Origin of the sequence: Mucilaginibacter sp. L196 (genome assembly GCF_009765905.1) — a bacterium.
Taxonomy (GTDB): domain Bacteria; phylum Bacteroidota; class Bacteroidia; order Sphingobacteriales; family Sphingobacteriaceae; genus Mucilaginibacter.
In genome coordinates this window covers 89,646-106,415 of sequence record NZ_LMUO01000012.1, presented here as the reverse complement: position 1 = coordinate 106,415, position 16,770 = coordinate 89,646, and the positions used below count along the sequence as shown (strand labels likewise).

The window sequence follows — 16,770 nt, the reverse complement described above, 5'->3', positions numbered from 1 at the left end:
GTTTGTTTTTTTAAGTCCTCCCTACCGGGGAGGATTTAGGTGGGGCTTAACTTAATGACATTGGGCCTTAGCCACAAGGCTGGTATCCGCTCCTGTCACTAACGCGAAACACCAGGTTGTCCGGATGACAAATTTTTATACCCTTGTCATTCTGAACGAAGTGAAGAATCTTCTAAAAGCGATAGGCCGCCATGCAAGACCGCTATGCATATCGAAGAAGATTCTTCGTACCTCAGAATGACAATTCTACTTTACAGCTTGTCATTCTGAACGCAGTGAAGAATCTTCTAAAAGCGACAAGCGAACATGCAAGACCGCTATGCATATCGAAGAAGATTCTTCGTACCTCAGAATGACAATTCTACTTTACAGCTTGTCATTCTGAACGCAGTGAAGAATCTTCTAAAAGCGACAAGCGAACATGCAAGGCCGATATGCATATCAAAGAAGATTCTTCGTACCTCAGAATGACAAATCTTTTAAACTACCCGACAATCCCAAAATACTGACAAAACTGTGTCAGTACTTATCCCAAATCATTTCCCGAAATTTGTATGTACCGGTCACCCGCTCTTGTGAAAGAGTAACGAACGTTCTTTGAAATATTAAAAATTAGAAAAGCATTATAAATACTTGAAAATTAAGTATAACCCTATCATTATAAACATAATGCCCCCACCCAATCCTTGAATATCAAACCCAAATTTATCTTGCTCTCCTTTAATAAAGGTTTTTACCTGCTTAATAGTGAGATATATCCCAAAAGCCAAGCAGGCGCATCCGCCTAATACATATAAAGCATTCATCTCTTAATTCAATTTCTACTCCGCATCCGCTTCCGCCAAATACATCTCGTCAATATAATCAGCGTATTTCTTTTCGATAACTTTACGCTTAGCCTTCATCGTAGGTGTTATCTCACCCTCATCCATGCTGAACGGGTTACGCTTGATCTTGAAGTTTTTAATGCGTTCAAACTTGGCTAATTCGTTCGATAGGCGACGCACATCCTGGCCTATCCAGTCTACAATCTCTTTGTCCTTAATAAACACATCCTGATCTGCGAAAAACTCGTCTTTCAAATTAAAAGTTTCTTGCAAGGTTTCTTTTGCGGGGATGATGATGGCGGTAACATACTCGCGTTTATCGCCCACCAAGAACACGCCCTCAATCCGTGGACTTTTTAAATAAGTATTCTCAACCGGGGTCGGATATATGTTTTTGCCGTAAGCATTTACCAGCATGTTCTTTAGCCTGTCGGTAATTTGCAGGTTGCCTTTGTAATAGCGGCCAATATCACCGGTATGGAACCAGCCGTCCGAATCAATAGCAGCAGCTGTTTCTTCCGGTTTGTTCCAGTAACCTTTCATCACGCAATGCCCGCGAACAATGATCTCACCCTCCGGCGATTCATACTCCGGGTTAAAGCTTTCATAAGTTTGTATGGTGTATATCTGGCGGGTTTCCACATTCTGTATCGCAACCTCAATACCCGGGATGATACGACCAACCGTACCATAAACCTGCCTGTCGTTCTCTGTAACCGACATCACTGGCGAAGTCTCGGTCAAGCCAAAACCCTCCAAAACTTTAATGCCCAGGTCGCCAAAAAACTCACCAATGTTTTTAGGTAATGCACCACCGCCCGAGATCATGAATTTTAAACGTCCGCCTGTTTTTTCTTTTATCTTGCTGAAGACTAATTTATCAGCTAGTTTGTGTTCATAGTTCAATATTGGCCCCGGTTTTTTACCGGATTCCTTAACCTCACGGTATTGCTTGCCGATCTTCAACGCCCATAAAAATATCTTGGCTTTCATGCCACCGGCTTCTGTGCCACCTTTAATAGCTTTATCATGGATACGTTCTAATAAGCGTGGCACGCAATTCATTACGGTAGGTCTAACCTCACCCATGTTCTTAGCTAAAAGCTCCAAACTTTGCGCGAAAGCGATCTGACAACCAGCAGCCAAACAAATATGGTAAGTCGCCGTACGCTCAAACACATGAGATAGTGGAAGGAACGATAAAAACAAATCGCTCGATTCAATAACCGGAATCTGTATCAAACAAACACGCACATTCTCACAAAGGTTATGGTGCGTAAGCATCACACCCTTTGGCGTACCTGTAGTGCCCGAAGTATAGATCAAACAGGAAAGATCAGACGGCAAAATAGCTTCACGCGCAATATTTATGGCTGATGTATATTGTTCAACCACATCTAAACCTTCTTCAATCAATCTTTTAAAGCCGATAACACCCGCATTTAATGGAGCTTTGCCTAGATTCTTCTCATAATCCTCAAAAGCGGGGATAATACGGATCAACTCCGGACAATTATTAGCGATCTTAGCCACTTTACGCAGCAGGAAAGGATTGCCCACAATGATAGTTTTAGCGCCGGAATCATTCAAAATATATTCAATCTCAGCTTCGCTAAGGGTAGGGTAGATAGAAGTATTTACCGAGCCAATCTGTTGCAAAGCCTGGTCGTAATACACATAATCCGGACCGTTCTCAATAATCAAAGCCAGGCGGTCGCCTTTTTGTACGCCAATGCTCAGGAACCAGGCAGATATCGCGTCAATTTTTTCAAGAGCTTGCTTATAGCTGATCTCAACCCACACATCGCCAACCTTATGTTTTAAAAAGGTATAGGTTTCAGGATGGATATTGGCTACAGTATTGCGTATAAATTTAGGAACCGTATTTATGTCAGGTGATATGTTCATTAGGAATAATCGGGATTAACTAGATAACAAATCTAATAAAAATTAGAAAATATTGATTACGTTGATTTTATTGCGATTACAATTTATAAATAGCCAAGTAGTACCCATCACGCACGTCATTGCGAGGAACGAAGCAATCTCTATACTATACAGAGAAACCTGCAAGCCCGACCTGCCTATGTAGAGATTGCTTCGTTCCTCGCAATGACGGTTGGGCTACCCTAATGTGCGCAAATGCCCGACGGAAAACCGAGCCGGGAGTTAGCCTGCGGGCAGAAGGTTTTTTCCGTCTTGATTTATTCACCTGTTGTTTGTTTTTTTTAAGGTGTTCATGAGACGCTTCGCTTAGTTTTTGCTACTTTTTTATCAAGAATAAAGTAGTAGTCCCCGCGGCAATGAGCGGCGAGAATATCTAATTGAATCGGGAATACTTTTAGAAACTCTCTGTATAGTATGCGATTGCTTCGTACCTCGCAATGACAATAAAACAAAAAAGGCGCCTTACAGCGCCTTTTCAAAATATCTCAAGAAAGATGTTTTATACCGAAAAACTCTCCCCGCAACCACAAGTACGTGTCGCGTTAGGGTTGTGGAAATTAAAGCCCTTACCATTCAAACCATCGCTAAAATCAAGCTCGGTACCGGCAAGGTATAGGAACGACTTCATATCCAAAGCAAGGCGTACGCCCTTATCTTCAAAAAACTGGTCGCCTTTTTTTATTTCGTTATCAAAGTCAAGATTATATGATAAGCCCGAGCAGCCACCACCCTGAACAGATACCCGCAGGAAATACGACTCATCCAAGCCCGAATCCTTCACCAGGTGATCTATTTTATCTTTCGCTTTATCTGTTACTGTTACCATTTTAATTTAGTATCAAGTAGTTAGTATCAAGTATCAAGACAAAAACGCCTGACGCTTAAATAATTTGATTTAGTATCAAGTAAAATCTAGCTACTTGATACTAAATACTAGCTACTAATCTTAGTGATGTACTTTTTCGCTTGCTATCGGCTCCATGCCGTTTTTTACGCGATAGTCATTAATTGCTGCTTTGATAGCATCCTCTGCTAAAACTGAGCAGTGAATTTTTACCGGTGGAAGAGCAAGTTCTTCAACAATGTCCATGTTGTCAATTTTCATGGCATCATCGATGCTTTTGCCTTTAAGCCATTCGGTAGCTAATGAAGAAGACGCGATTGCTGATCCACAGCCAAATGTTTTAAATTTAGCATCGGTAATCACATTGTTATCATCAACCTGAATCTGCAGGCGCATAACGTCGCCGCACTCAGGGGCACCAACTAAACCTGTACCTACTTTGTGGCTGGCTTTATCTAAAGTGCCAACATTGCGGGGGTTAGTATAGTGATCAATTACTTTTTCTGAATAAGCCATTTTATTAAGTTTTTAAGTCAAAAGTAAAAAGTCAAAAGCTTTTTATCTTAGTATTTTATATATTGAAGAGGACAGGCACTTGCATATCTGCACATCTTCTTATCTGCACATCAATTAATGTTCCGCCCACTCAATTGAGTCAAGGTCGATACCCTCTTTAAACATTTCCCAAAGTGGTGAAAGTTCGCGCAGGTGGGTAACCGATTTTTTAGTTACCTCAATAGCGTAATCAACTTCCTCTTCAGTAGTGAAACGTCCTAAACCAAAACGGATAGAAGAGTGTGCCAAATCATCCGACAAGCCTAAACTTTTCAATACATAAGATGGCTCTAACGAAGCAGATGTACAAGCCGAACCTGATGATACAGCCAGATCTTTCATCGCCATCATTAAGCCTTCACCCTCAACATATTTGAAAGAGATGTTAGCTACATGAGGTAAGCGATGTTCAACGTTTCCATTTACATAACTTTCTTCAAGCACAGTTAACGATGTCTGTAATTTATCGCGTAAAACAGATAAACGTTTTGCTTCGCTTTCCATTTCCTGCATACACAATTCACAAGCTTTACCTAAACCAACAATACCCGGTACGTTTAATGTACCTGAACGCATACCACGTTCGTGACCACCACCGTCCATTTGAGCAGTAACTTTAACACGTGGTCCCTTACGGCGAACGTATAAAGCGCCAACACCTTTAGGTCCGTATATTTTATGTGCAGATAACGCCAATAAATCAATACCATCACGATTAACATCTACCGGTATTTTACCAACAGCCTGTACAGCGTCGGTCATCATTAAAGCGCCATGCTTGTGAGCAATAGCCGCGATTTCTTTTATAGGTTGAATAACACCGATCTCGTTGTTACCATACATGATCGAAACCAGGATAGTGTCAGGAGTCATGCTGCTTTCCAACACTTCAAGATCAACTAAACCATCTTCCTTAACGGGCAGGTAAGTTACACGGCCGCCCATTTTTTCTACGTGTTTACAGGCGTCAAGCACAGCTTTATGCTCAGTAACTGTAGTTATAATGTGGTTGCCTTTTTCTTTATACATCTCGAACACGCCTTTAATAGCCAGGTTGTCCGATTCTGTAGCGCCCGAAGTAAAGATGATCTCTTTCTCGCTTGCACCTATCAATTTCGCCACTTGCTCGCGGGCATAGTCAACAGCTTCCTCAGCTACCCAGCCGAAAGGGTGGTTACGGCTAGCCGCGTTTCCAAATTTTTCAACAAAATAAGGCAGCATGGCTTCCAGTACCCTTGGGTCCATGGGAGTGGTAGCATTATTATCCAAATAAACGGGGATATTCATATCTTTCAATTAAACATACAAAGATATACAAAATTCCTATTTAAAATCATTCAAAACAAGGCTAATAAATTGCAAGCAGTCATTAATTTGCAATATTTGGACATGGAAAAAATAGAACACATTGGTATAGCCGTAAATAGCATAAAGTCAGCCGGTAATGTGTACGAGAGGTTGCTGAACACTTCTATTTATAAAACCGAGGAAGTAGCATCAGAAAACGTGCTCACCGCCTTCCTACAATGCGGCCCCAACAAGATTGAGTTGTTAGAAGCAACCTCTGAAGACAGCCCCATAGCCAAATTTATAGCCAAAAAAGGCGAAGGCATCCACCATATAGCCTTTGAAGTAAGCGATATCCGCGCCGAAATGCAGCGGTTAAAAAAAGAAGGTTTTGTGTTATTGAACGATGAACCCAAACGCGGTGCTGATAATAAACTGGTTTGCTTTGTGCACCCGAAAGGGGTTAATGGGGTTTTGGTGGAGTTGTGTGAGAGTGTTGTGGCAATTAATGTGTTAGATAAATACGAAGTGAAATTTTTTAAGAAGTTGATTTTTGATGAATATTTTGATACTATGGCATCAATTAGTGGAATTTTGAATCAATTTCTAACTGATACTAGAGAGCCTGACAACGTAAAAAATACTACTGTTAAGTATCTTAATAATGTTCTTAATGGAATAAATATCGAAGAAATATTAATTTCTGAAAGTTTGGTTACAGTCGAAGTGAACAGTAAAGTTTCAAAGTTTTATATTGATCCTGATCATTCATCTACTGATGCCCCGGTTTTCATTATTGCTACTGAAGACTTTAAAGCGATAGCTGAAGCTTGGATGGACTATCTTATAAAAAGTAGAGCAACTAAATAAACTGGTTTTCTTTGTGCACCCGAAAGGGACTAATGGGGTTTTGGTGGAGTTGTGTGAGAGTGTCTGAACCTTGATTTGTCGGATTAAAGGATTTGATATATCCTAAAATGTCTTATTCGGTTACTCTATGCTTTTTATCCCATTCTGCTAATAGCTGCATCACATCGTTGAGCGACATCCCCTTTTCAGTGAGTGTATACTCCACCTTTGGCGGCACTTCGGCATATACCTTCCGATTAATGATGCCGTCAGCCTCCAATTCTTTTAAATGCCTGGATAATACCTTTAACGCTATACCTTGAATAGCCTTATGGAGCTCACCAAATCGCCTGGGGCCTGATAATAACATCCAGATAATAACGGGTTTCCACTTGCCGCTTATGATACTGATTGATCCTATTATTGAGCAATCACAATCCAGCTCTACTTTTTTTTCAATTATTTCTTCTACTAACATATTGATAATGAGCATTAGTTTCTTAAATGTCAATACTTGACAAATGTGCCATTACTTGACAAATGTAAAGTTATGGATTAATTTTGTTAAAAAAAGTGAATATGAAAATTTTAATTATAGGTGCCACAGGTACCATCGGAAAACACGTAACCGCCGCATTACAAAAAGATCATGAAGTAATTCAGGCCGGTTCAAAAAGTAGCGATATACAGGTAGATATATCGTCAACCGAATCGATAGAAAACTTTTACAAGCAGGTCGGGAAATTTGACGCCTTAATTTGCGCTGCCGGGGATGCACAGTTCGGGCCTTTGGCATTCATGAAGGATGCTGATTTCAGGATTGGTGTTAACAGCAAATTGATGGGCCAGGTCAACCTGGTATTGATTGGTCAGAATTACATTAATCCGAAGGGGTCATTTACTTTAACATCAGGTGCATTAGCCGATGACCCGATTGTAATGGGAACAAACATCAGCACGATGAATGGAGCGATCAATGGCTTTGTAAAAGGCGCAGCAATAGAGTTGGAGAACGGGGTGCGTATCAATGCGGTCGGTCCTGATATAGTTGAAGAATCTACAGCCTACTTTTCCTATTTCCCTGGACACGTTCCGGTTACCATGAGCCGGGTTACACAGGCTTATATCAAAAGCGTGCTGGGCGGCCAAACCGGTCAGATCTATAAAGTGTTGTAACGGGCACTCAGAAATTTAAAAAGAATAAAAAAATAAAAATGGTTTGCGTTCAATAAATGAATTGACAAACAAGTAAAATAAATATTATGAAAATACTCATTTTAGGAGCGACCGGTAGAACCGGCCGCCTTATAGTTGAAGAGGCACTAAAGCAAGGCTATGATTTAAATGTTTTGGTGCGGGATAAAAACAAAATAGCCTTTAATTCAAAATCAATTAAAGTATATCAGGGAACACCTACCCATCGAACAGATCTAGCGGCTGCAATGCAAGGCTGTGATTTGATAATAAGTGCTTTGGGTATTGTCAGAGCCTCAGATGCTCCCTGGTCTAAATTAATAACCGCCAAAAATTTCATATCTGAAAGCATTAAAAATGCGATAGCTGAAGCGGATCAACAAGGCCTAAAACGGTTAATTACAGTCTCTGCGTGGGGTGTAGGAGAAAGTAAAAATAATATCCCTTTTTGGCTCAGATGGTTAATTGACTATACCAACATGGGCCCTGTTTACGCGGAACACGAAAAAGAGGAAAAACTATTAGCAAATTCAAACTTAAACTGGACGGCTGTACGGCCTGTTGCCTTAAATGATTCCGAAAAGATAAAAACTTTAAAGGTGAGTTTAAATAACTCCCCTAAACCAAGTTTATATATCAGCAGGCAAAGTGTAGCTAAATTCATAGTTGATATAGTAAAATCCGATAAGTACGATAGGAAAAGCCCAACTATTTCTGAAAATTAATAAGGCTGGGGAGATGCAAGCACAAAATTAGCATAGTATGAAAGCAATAAAAGTAATTGGATTTATCCTAATCGGATTGTTGGTAGTAGTGGCTGCCGCCGGCACATATGTAAAGGTTGCATTACCAAACACAGGTGCAGCGCCTCAAATTAAAATAGAACGTACAGCAGAACGAATAAAACGCGGCGATTATTTAGCCAACCACGTTTCTGCTTGTATGGACTGCCATAGCACCAAGGACGAGCATTTGTACGGAGGCCCGGTGGTGGGTGGCTTTGGGGCCGGTGGTGAAAAGTTTGATCAGCAGATGGGCCTTCCCGGCAAATTTTACGCATCTAATATAACGCCTTATAAATTAGGTAGTTGGACAGAGGGCGAAATATTCAGGGCGCTAACAACCGGCGAGAACAAATTTGGCAAAGCCATATTTCCACTAATGCCCTGGGATCATATAGGACAGATGGATAAAGAGGACGTGTACAGCATTATTGCTTATTTGCGTTCAATTCCCGCAATTGAAAAAGACATACCGGCGTCAAAAATTGACTTTCCAGTCAATTTTATTATTAATACCATGCCGCATAAGGCAAATTTGGGTAAGCTACCATCGGAAAATGATACCATCAAGTATGGCGCTTACCTTGTTAACGCAGCGGCTTGTATAGATTGTCATAGTAAAAGATCTCACGGGGATATAATCCCTGGGACAGAGTTTGGTGGTGGAATGGAATTTAAACAGCAGGGAGGTATTGTACATTCTGCAAATATCACACCCGATAAACTAACAGGTATTGGATCATGGAGTAAAGATATATTCATCCAACGATTTAAAAGCTTTGAAGGTAAAGAAAAGCAAGCGGCTAAACTTAACCCCGGCGATCCACAAATACCAATGCCATGGTATTCATATGCTGGAATGAAGGCCAGCGATCTTGCAGCAATCTATGCTTATTTAAGAACCGTTAAACCGATCAAGAATCAGGTTGTTGCGTTTCAGAAGTTTTGAGAGCTTGTGCTCGCGCCCTGCCAAATGTAATTTTCCAGTCTCCGCAGGGTCTCTCCAATCACCGCAGGGTCTTCTTCGAGTTTAAGTTAACCCATAAAATCAATACTTTATTATCAGAGCCAGGCATGATCGTAGTACGTTAACCCTATCAGAAAAGGACAAAGCGGCTGCCCCCGAACTTTATAGGTTGTTTCAATTATGCCTTCTATGTCCAATCCTTTTCCTATTGTCAGGAAATTGAGAAATGAAAAGGTAAAGAATATGAGGCCCAATGCGATATGAATTACCACTCCTTTAAATTTAGAGGCATTAATAAGGAAGTAAGCTGCGTATGGGTCAGGGAGCAAAGCGATACAGAAAAAGAAAGGCAAGCCGAATGGTTTCTATTAACCAACAGGGTAATTAAGAATGGAAAAGATGCAGAAAAGGTAGCTGAATTCTATTCAAAAAGATGGGCTGTTGAAGACTTTCATAAATGTTATAAAACCGGCTGTAGCATTGAAAAAAGGCAGTTCGATACGCGCAAAGCGCTCACGACCTGTATTGGTTTGTTGGCTATAACTGCTATAGTACTACTAAGGAGCAGGTATTATGCTAAGCATCAACATCATATTCCATTCGAAACTGTTGTAACAGATAAAACGGAACAGGAGTTAGCAAGAAAAATAGCTGACAAATACCTGATGCCGACAGATAAGCTATTATGTGAACCATATACAGCCTTATGGTGGCTATTATTACTTGGGCGAATGGGTGGACATCAAGGACTTAAAAACAAGGGCTTGCCTGGCTGGCAAACACTTTGGAAAGGCTATGCCTTTTTTCAGTCCTTAATGATCGGCTACAAATACGCTAATAACAGCCCGTGATTTTATGGGTTAACTTAAACTCGAAGAAGACCCTGCGGAATGGCGATATAATACCTCTAAAAATTCAACGAATACCGTGTTGACACCCTGAAGTAACTATAATTTTTAGTTACATCTTCATGATGTTTGTAATCACCTTTTAATGTTAGGTAGCCGGGCTCAGCACATAACGAGAATCCATCCCCCAATGTATATCTTAATTCGCTGCTTACCACATGCAAAAAATAATGTGATTGATTGCCATTTATGGTAAATAGCGCCCCTCCTCTGTAGTTAATACTGTAATACAGCTTGTCATCAATGCTAATTCCGGCTCCGGCTATAACGCTTACGCCCGAGGTATAATCGTAGTTGCGGCCATTAAATAAGTATTTATCGGGTACCGCCGCCAAAAGTACGGGACCCAAGCCGAACGATGTATTAACTGTTATGCCCTTACTTAATTTATACTCCGAAAAGAGGTTGGCCTTGGCGCTTTCACCACCATAAAAAAAGGCCTGATTATGGATATAGTCATAATTGGCAGATATGATGAGTAATTGTTGATCCTGGCTATCTGCTTTGCTAAAATCCCACCCAATTAATGATCCGTATACGCTAATGATATTTACTTTTGAACTATCATCCTGGCCAAACTCTGTATTAACGTAAATATTGCTAAACGGTGTTTTAAGGTCTTTTTCCGCGCTGCCGTAAATTAGTTTAATGCGGCCATATAGCCCTGATCGTTCAGTATTGGCTGTGTTAATGTTGTTTGTGCTGAATGTACGGAAGCCAAGATCAAAGTCGGCATGTACGTTTGTTGAATCCAGCTTGTCAATATTGTCATCGCTAACTTTACCCCATTTCCCATCCATTATTCTGGTTAAACCATTCATCGGGTCAATAATAAATGCCGCCACTTCGCTTGCCTGGCGCTTAAATCCGGTGTTTTTTTTACTAATTATTCTGTTAGATAAGCGATAGGTCATTTCGCCTAGCACAATACCACCAAAAGTGGTGTTAATAAAGTCATTAGGGGCAGGAGCCTGGTTTTCTGCAACAGTTTCCCATATATAACTTCCGACGGCAGAGGCAGGAGCAGCCTCCCAAAAACTATATCCGTTGGCTCTAAACGAATTAAAAAAAAGATTCCCATGGTATGGATGTCCGAACTGGTTTGTTTGAAACTCATCATTATCAAAAGTCCAGCTACCCGGGTTAAGGTTATGGCCAACAGTACTAAAAGATATATGTGCATAATCCTTATTCACAATATACCGGTCATAAGTCCATGGAGTTAATTCTGCCAGCCCAAATTCAAAAGCAGCACGGCCAAAATGTTTTTTAGGCTTAGTAGTTGAGTTATCACTTTGAATGGTATCCTTTTTTGTTGCGTTATTAAGCAATGGCCTGGCATCAAACGGGGTTTGCGCATTAGCATAAGGTGCTAACCATAAGAGCGAAATACTCATTACAGCAACCAGTTTCAAAAATATTCTGCCGCCTATCTTGTTGAGAACGGCATCAAAAGGTAGGTATGGTTTTTCCATTAATGAATGGTTTTGACTAAAGAAAGTTAGTGATTTAGGATTAGTTATGAAAGTTTTCTCTACAGAAAGCAATGGAAAATCTGTTTCTTAATGTTTTTCATGATAGGAAATTGATTAGGTTATTGATTTCGTATCGGCTAAAAAAATACTGAGCAGAATATTACTATAAGGTGGCTATTTATAAGTTTACAATCGGTGACAATTTATTGTTTTAACATTTATTATTAACGCTGTTGAAATTTTGATTTTAGATGATAGAATATTGCTTGGTTCGTGATTGATGAAACTATCAGTGTACCTTATTTGTTATCCGCGTTTAGGATATGAAAAGTTATTGTTTGTGGATCGGCATGATGGCGCTGCTGCTAACGGCAATCGCAAGTTGCGGTATAGTAACGTCGCTGGGTAGAGATCCACAGGGTGAAGCGCTTGCACGGTTGGATACTTTGCCTGATTACAAAGATGGCAGCTTCCAAAATTTAGTTCAACGGCCTGACTCAACTATCAAGCACAACCGGTTGATTCATATGTTCCGCGATCACGTTGGACCTGTTAGACCCGATCACGCGCTGCCATGGGTAAAAACTGATTTAAAGACATTAAGTGCTGCTGCACCTACTATAGTTTGGTTTGGACATTCGTCTTTGCTGATCAAAACCATGCAGGGTAATATACTCATCGACCCTGTTTTTAGCAACCATGCCGGTCCGGTGCCCGGATTTGTTAAAGCATTTAAAGGCACTAATTATTACCACGCCGTGGATATGCCGCAAATAGATGTGCTGATTATTTCCCATGATCACTATGATCACCTGGACTATCGCACCCTGAAAAAATTGAAAGACAATATTAAAATAGCCGTAGTGCCGATTGGTGTTGGCTCACATTTAATATACTGGGGTTTTGATCTTAAAAAGATAATCGAACTGAATTGGTATCAATCAGTTACGCTGCCTGGTGGGCTCAGGGTTACCGCTACACCGGCGCAGCACCACAGCGGCCGAACATCCCGCGAAGGGGATAAAACGCTTTGGGCCTCTTACGTGATACAGACTGGCCAATACCGGCTATTTTTCGGTGGCGATGGTGGCTATGGGCCTTTCTTCAAACAAATTGGGCAGCAATATGGCCCGTTCGACCTGGCACTGCTGGAATGTGGACAATACAACCAACCATATATTCATTTGGGTCTTGGCCAGCCCGCCCAGGCCGCCGTCGACCTTCGGGCTCGTTTGCTGCAGCCTATCCACTGGGCTAAATTTCCCGAAGCCAATCATCCCTGGAACGAACCTATAAAAGCATTTCTGCCCGCTGCTGAAAAGCTGGGTATCCCGGTAAATGTTCCACGTATCGGAGAACCTTATACTCTGGGTGATCCGCCCAGGAAAGTAGTTTGGTGGGACATTCAATAAATTATTTGAGCTTATGGTAGGTGTTTTCACCATCGGTGGTTGGAAAATGAAAAAGGAAGCAGCGGACTTGTGCGATTCCCGCCTTGGGGCGGGGAAGGGTGGGGTTTAACAGATTATTATTTGGTGTATAAACCCCTCCCTGCCACTTCGTATCCAACCGCACCCCTCCCCGTGGGAGGGAATTAAAAAAGGAAATGCAATCTTCCGAATACCGATGGTGTTTTTACCGCACAATTACATATTATCATGCTAATCCTCAAATCCCATCAATCAAGGTTCAGATAACCCGGCCTCGCTTACCCAGCAAAAGGCTGGAATCATGCTATTCATAGATAAAAATATCCGGCCTGTCGACTTTAACATTTCTTAACATGGGTGTTTTACACATTTGTACACACAAACAGCGTTAAGGATTCATCTTGCCTGCATGGCCGGATATAAATTAGCACAGTTAAATAATTCATTCAACCACTCATAATATTATGTATTCGTTTTTACGCTATTAATCATCATTTTTTCACTTAAGATCAAATTAATTGTATGCAACGGATAAGCAATAGTATTTACCAAATTAACTTAGGCTGGGTTAATGTTTTTGTAATTGAAGATAACGGCCTCACACTCATAGGTACCGGTCCAAAAGGAAGTGGCCGCAAAATATTTAAGGCCATTAGGGCCGCGGGTAAAAATCCTAAAGATATTAAGCAGATTATATTAACCCACCTGCATCCCGATCATGCCGGAAGTGCAGAGGAGATCAAAAGAATTTTAAGGGTGCCGGTAATAGCGCATGCTGATGATGCCGAGATTATGCGCTATGGTATTGCCTTTCGTAAAGAGTTGTGCTTAACCCCCGGGTTGAAAAATTGGCTGATCTACCATCTTGCTATAAAACGATCAGGCATAAATATTGATCCGGTTGAAATAGTCCGACCATTAAAGCATAACGACCTGTTACCTTTATTGGGTGGCATCCGCGTTATACATACCCCGGGCCACAGCAAAGGGCATATTTCGCTGCTGGTTGAAAAAGAGGAAGTATTGATTGCGGGGGATCTGTTATCAAACACCCTGGGACTTGCCCTGAGTGTTATTTATGAAGACCTCCAGGAAGGCATGCGAAGTATTAATAAAATAACCAACCTTGATTTTGAAAAAATTGTCTTCGGGCATGGCAGGCCTATCTTAAGTAATGCCGGCGGTATTATCAGGCAGGCGTTTAATCGCTACAACTATTCATTCATTTAATTAATTAAGCCTGTTTAATCATGAAAAACCAAGTTAACCGGCTGTATAATTTCGGCTTAAAGCTAATTTTTACTGTAGCTGAATACAGTGCCTTATTTTGCGTACTGATTAGAAGTTAAAGTTATCATTAACAAATGCCAGTTCTGTTAAACTCACGATATGGATAAATAGTTAGCTGTTCACCACATGACGAATGAACAATGGGGAGTTTAGTTAAGGTTATTATTGCCTGATAAGTATTACATTGCTCACCTAAACGTGGGCCATAAGTGGGACGCTTGCGGCAGCGAAGGATTGGGAAGTTGAACTCATATAAAAAGCGATGTCAAACAGAATATTAATATTGGGTGCTACCGGAAGAACCGGTAAACATGCCATAAATTTCGCATTAGCTAAAGGTTACCATGTAGTTGCATTAGTTAGAAATCCAGCTAAGATCAGTGTCAAATCAGATGACTTAACCGTTGTAACAGGTCTTCCTACAAATATTGATGATGTCCATAGAGCCATAGAAGGCTGCGATGTTATTCTCAGTTTGTTAAGCCCTTTAACCAGGGGAGAAGCCATTTCTTTCAGGAAAATAAATGCTCCGCGTATCCTGGAAAAAAGCATGACTAATGTGCTGCAGGCGATGAATGAATACAGAGTAAAACGTATTTTAATTTTATCATCTGTTGGGGTGGGAGATTCATGGAAATATGCGCCATGGTATGTGAAGCTGCTGGTTAAGCTAACCAATTTCAAAGTCATATTTGCTGATCATAACGCACAGGAACGTTTAATTCAAGCATCCGGAACAAACTGGACTATTGCCAGACCTGTGGGGCTAAATGAAAACGAAACTATGAGGGAATTAGCAGTAACCTATGACCTTACGCCAAAGCCGTTCCAGATGAGCCGAAAACTGCTGGCTAAATTCTTTATTGATAATGTGTATAGTGAAACTTATACTCACAAAACGCCTATGCTGTCAGAAAGATAATAGCGTCTCTTGCCTTTGAAGTTTAGCCAATTTTTTAATCGAAAAAATAAAAAAACTATATTTGTAATGCTTAAACATGAAAAATGGACTTTGAGCAACTTCAAAAACAAGTAGATTTCATTCACGAAATCGATAAGGTAAAATACATACAACGTAAAACACGCCTTTTCAACAGTGACCGTACAGAAAATGACGCGGAGCACAGCTGGCACCTTGCATTAATGGCTTTAGTACTGTCTGGGCACAGCAATGAAGCTATTGATCTCTTTAAGGTTATAAAAATGCTGTTAATCCATGATTTGGTGGAAATAGATGCTGGTGATATTTTCTTATACGATACCGCGACAAGCCACACAAATACAATCGCAGAACTAGCAGCGGCAAGACGAATATTTGGCCTATTGCCACAAAATCAGGCTGAAGAACTTATTTTGATTTGGGAGGAATTTGAAGCAGGTGAAACAGCCGAATCAAAGTTCGCGCGCGCGATGGATCGGTTTGAACCGCTACTGCAAAACAGATCTAATAATGGAGGTACCTGGAAAGAGTTTAACGTGCCTTATGATAAAGTTATTGAGAAAAAAGGTATCATCAAAAAAGGATCCGATTTTATATGGAAATACGCTAAAAAACTTATCGACAACAGTTTAGAAGAAGGCATGTTAAAAAGGTAGGCGCTCATCGCAACCACAAAAAGCGGCAATAAGCCGCTTTTTGTGGTTGCGATGAGTACTTTAGCTTATTTATTTTAGCGCGTAGGTAAGGTAACCGCCATCAGCTACTATTTCTGTCCCGCTAATAAAACTTGCATCGTCAGAAGCAAGGAACAATACTGTTTTTGCAATTTCATCAGCATGTCCTAATCGCTGCAAAGCGGTAGCCGAAGCTAAATATGCTTTTGCTTCTTCAGGTACCACACTTTCTAAGCCCGGTGTTAAAATCGGGCCCGGACTAACAATATTTACACGGATCTTTCTTTCCGCCAGTTCATTTGCTGCAATTTGGGCGATTTTATTTAATGCCCCTTTGGTTGCAGAGTATACACTGGTTCCCAAATTTGAAGCTGTTGCAACTACCGAGGAAGTGAATACTACGGCAGCTCCATCTACCAAATGAGGGATTAGCTTTTGCAAGGTGAAGAAATGGCCTTTTACATTGGTGTTAAATTGCGCATCAAAATCTGCTTCGGTTGTTTGTTCAATGGGCGTAAATGCCGCTATTCCTGCATTTAGGAAAAGTACATCTAATTTCTCCCCGTTTTCTGCAACTGCCTTTTCCAAAACCGCGATGTCTGCCAACTTCGAGGTGTCCGAAACTACCGTTTTCAATTTCGGATCGTTGATCTCTTCGGTAGCTTTTTTTAAATTTTCAGCACTTCTGCCTGTGATCCAAACGTTTGCACCTGCGTTAATAAATGCTTTTGCGGTTGCTAACCCAATTCCGGTGGTTCCGCCTGTTATAACAACGTTTTTGTTTGTAAAATTCATAATTAA

The 16,770-nt window shown here is 40.8% G+C and carries 16 protein-coding genes; 9 read left to right on the top strand and 7 right to left on the bottom strand.

Annotated features, from left to right (window positions below; all coding sequences use genetic code 11):
• Nucleotides 1-821: 821 nt before the first annotated feature.
• The 4 genes from GSQ74_RS10500 to GSQ74_RS10485 form a co-directional block, all read right to left on the bottom strand.
• On the bottom strand, nt 822-2,735 hold the full coding sequence (locus GSQ74_RS10500; RefSeq protein ID WP_158992957.1) for a long-chain fatty acid--CoA ligase: 1,914 nt from the start codon (nt 2,733-2,735) through the stop codon (nt 822-824).
• 538 nt (nt 2,736-3,273) lie between these two features.
• On the bottom strand, nt 3,274-3,600 hold the full coding sequence (locus GSQ74_RS10495) for an iron-sulfur cluster assembly accessory protein (protein WP_158992955.1): 327 nt from the start codon (nt 3,598-3,600) through the stop codon (nt 3,274-3,276).
• A gap of 120 nt (nt 3,601-3,720) precedes the next feature.
• On the bottom strand, nt 3,721-4,134 hold the full coding sequence (gene iscU / locus GSQ74_RS10490) for a Fe-S cluster assembly scaffold IscU (protein WP_158992953.1): 414 nt from the start codon (nt 4,132-4,134) through the stop codon (nt 3,721-3,723).
• Between the two features lie 114 nt (nt 4,135-4,248).
• Nucleotides 4,249-5,460: an IscS subfamily cysteine desulfurase gene (locus GSQ74_RS10485; protein WP_158992951.1), complete on the bottom strand. Its 1,212-nt coding sequence runs from the start codon at nt 5,458-5,460 to the stop codon at nt 4,249-4,251.
• Between the two features lie 102 nt (nt 5,461-5,562).
• On the opposite strand from GSQ74_RS10485, the gene mce reads away from it, so the two are divergent.
• Entirely contained in the window at nt 5,563-6,330 is a 768-nt protein-coding gene (gene mce, locus GSQ74_RS10480; RefSeq protein WP_158992949.1) for a methylmalonyl-CoA epimerase, read from the top strand.
• A gap of 112 nt (nt 6,331-6,442) precedes the next feature.
• Here the strand turns inward: mce and GSQ74_RS10475 are convergent, their stop codons facing one another.
• The gene (locus tag GSQ74_RS10475) at nt 6,443-6,787 is read right to left on the bottom strand and encodes a helix-turn-helix domain-containing protein (protein WP_158992947.1); all 345 of its coding nucleotides are present in this window, start codon (nt 6,785-6,787) and stop codon (nt 6,443-6,445) included.
• A 101-nt stretch (nt 6,788-6,888) separates the two neighbouring features.
• Here GSQ74_RS10475 and GSQ74_RS10470 point away from each other — a divergent pair, with 101 nt between their 5' ends.
• The 4 genes from GSQ74_RS10470 to GSQ74_RS10455 all read left to right on the top strand — a co-directional run bounded on the left by GSQ74_RS10470 (nt 6,889) and on the right by GSQ74_RS10455 (nt 10,103).
• On the top strand, nt 6,889-7,485 hold the full coding sequence (locus tag GSQ74_RS10470) for a short chain dehydrogenase (RefSeq protein ID WP_158992945.1): 597 nt from the start codon (nt 6,889-6,891) through the stop codon (nt 7,483-7,485).
• 86 nt (nt 7,486-7,571) lie between these two features.
• A complete protein-coding gene (locus tag GSQ74_RS10465) occupies nt 7,572-8,228 on the top strand; it encodes an NAD(P)-dependent oxidoreductase (protein ID WP_158992943.1) in 657 nt (218 codons plus the stop codon).
• Between the two features lie 37 nt (nt 8,229-8,265).
• Nucleotides 8,266-9,234: a c-type cytochrome gene (locus GSQ74_RS10460; RefSeq protein WP_158992941.1), complete on the top strand. Its 969-nt coding sequence runs from the start codon at nt 8,266-8,268 to the stop codon at nt 9,232-9,234.
• A gap of 278 nt (nt 9,235-9,512) precedes the next feature.
• The gene (locus tag GSQ74_RS10455; RefSeq protein ID WP_158992939.1) at nt 9,513-10,103 is read left to right on the top strand and encodes a transposase; all 591 of its coding nucleotides are present in this window, start codon (nt 9,513-9,515) and stop codon (nt 10,101-10,103) included.
• 56 nt (nt 10,104-10,159) lie between these two features.
• Here the strand turns inward: GSQ74_RS10455 and GSQ74_RS10450 are convergent, their stop codons facing one another.
• Entirely contained in the window at nt 10,160-11,635 is a 1,476-nt protein-coding gene (locus GSQ74_RS10450) for a DUF3943 domain-containing protein (protein ID WP_158992937.1), read from the bottom strand.
• Nucleotides 11,636-11,958: 323 nt separating this feature from the next.
• On the opposite strand from GSQ74_RS10450, the gene GSQ74_RS10445 reads away from it, so the two are divergent.
• From GSQ74_RS10445 to GSQ74_RS10430, 4 genes are all read left to right on the top strand, one after another.
• Complete coding sequence (locus tag GSQ74_RS10445; protein ID WP_216846716.1) at nt 11,959-13,047, top strand: MBL fold metallo-hydrolase; 1,089 nt, start codon at nt 11,959-11,961, stop codon at nt 13,045-13,047.
• Nucleotides 13,048-13,587: 540 nt separating this feature from the next.
• On the top strand, nt 13,588-14,295 hold the full coding sequence (locus GSQ74_RS10440) for an MBL fold metallo-hydrolase (RefSeq protein ID WP_216846715.1): 708 nt from the start codon (nt 13,588-13,590) through the stop codon (nt 14,293-14,295).
• Between the two features lie 322 nt (nt 14,296-14,617).
• Complete coding sequence (locus GSQ74_RS10435) at nt 14,618-15,277, top strand: NAD(P)-dependent oxidoreductase (RefSeq protein WP_158992935.1); 660 nt, start codon at nt 14,618-14,620, stop codon at nt 15,275-15,277.
• An 83-nt stretch (nt 15,278-15,360) separates the two neighbouring features.
• On the top strand, nt 15,361-15,951 hold the full coding sequence (locus tag GSQ74_RS10430) for an HD family hydrolase (protein ID WP_158992933.1): 591 nt from the start codon (nt 15,361-15,363) through the stop codon (nt 15,949-15,951).
• Between the two features lie 69 nt (nt 15,952-16,020).
• Here GSQ74_RS10430 and GSQ74_RS10425 read toward each other — a convergent pair whose 3' ends face one another.
• Nucleotides 16,021-16,764: an SDR family NAD(P)-dependent oxidoreductase gene (locus GSQ74_RS10425; protein WP_158992931.1), complete on the bottom strand. Its 744-nt coding sequence runs from the start codon at nt 16,762-16,764 to the stop codon at nt 16,021-16,023.
• Between the last annotated feature and the right edge of the window lie 6 nt (nt 16,765-16,770).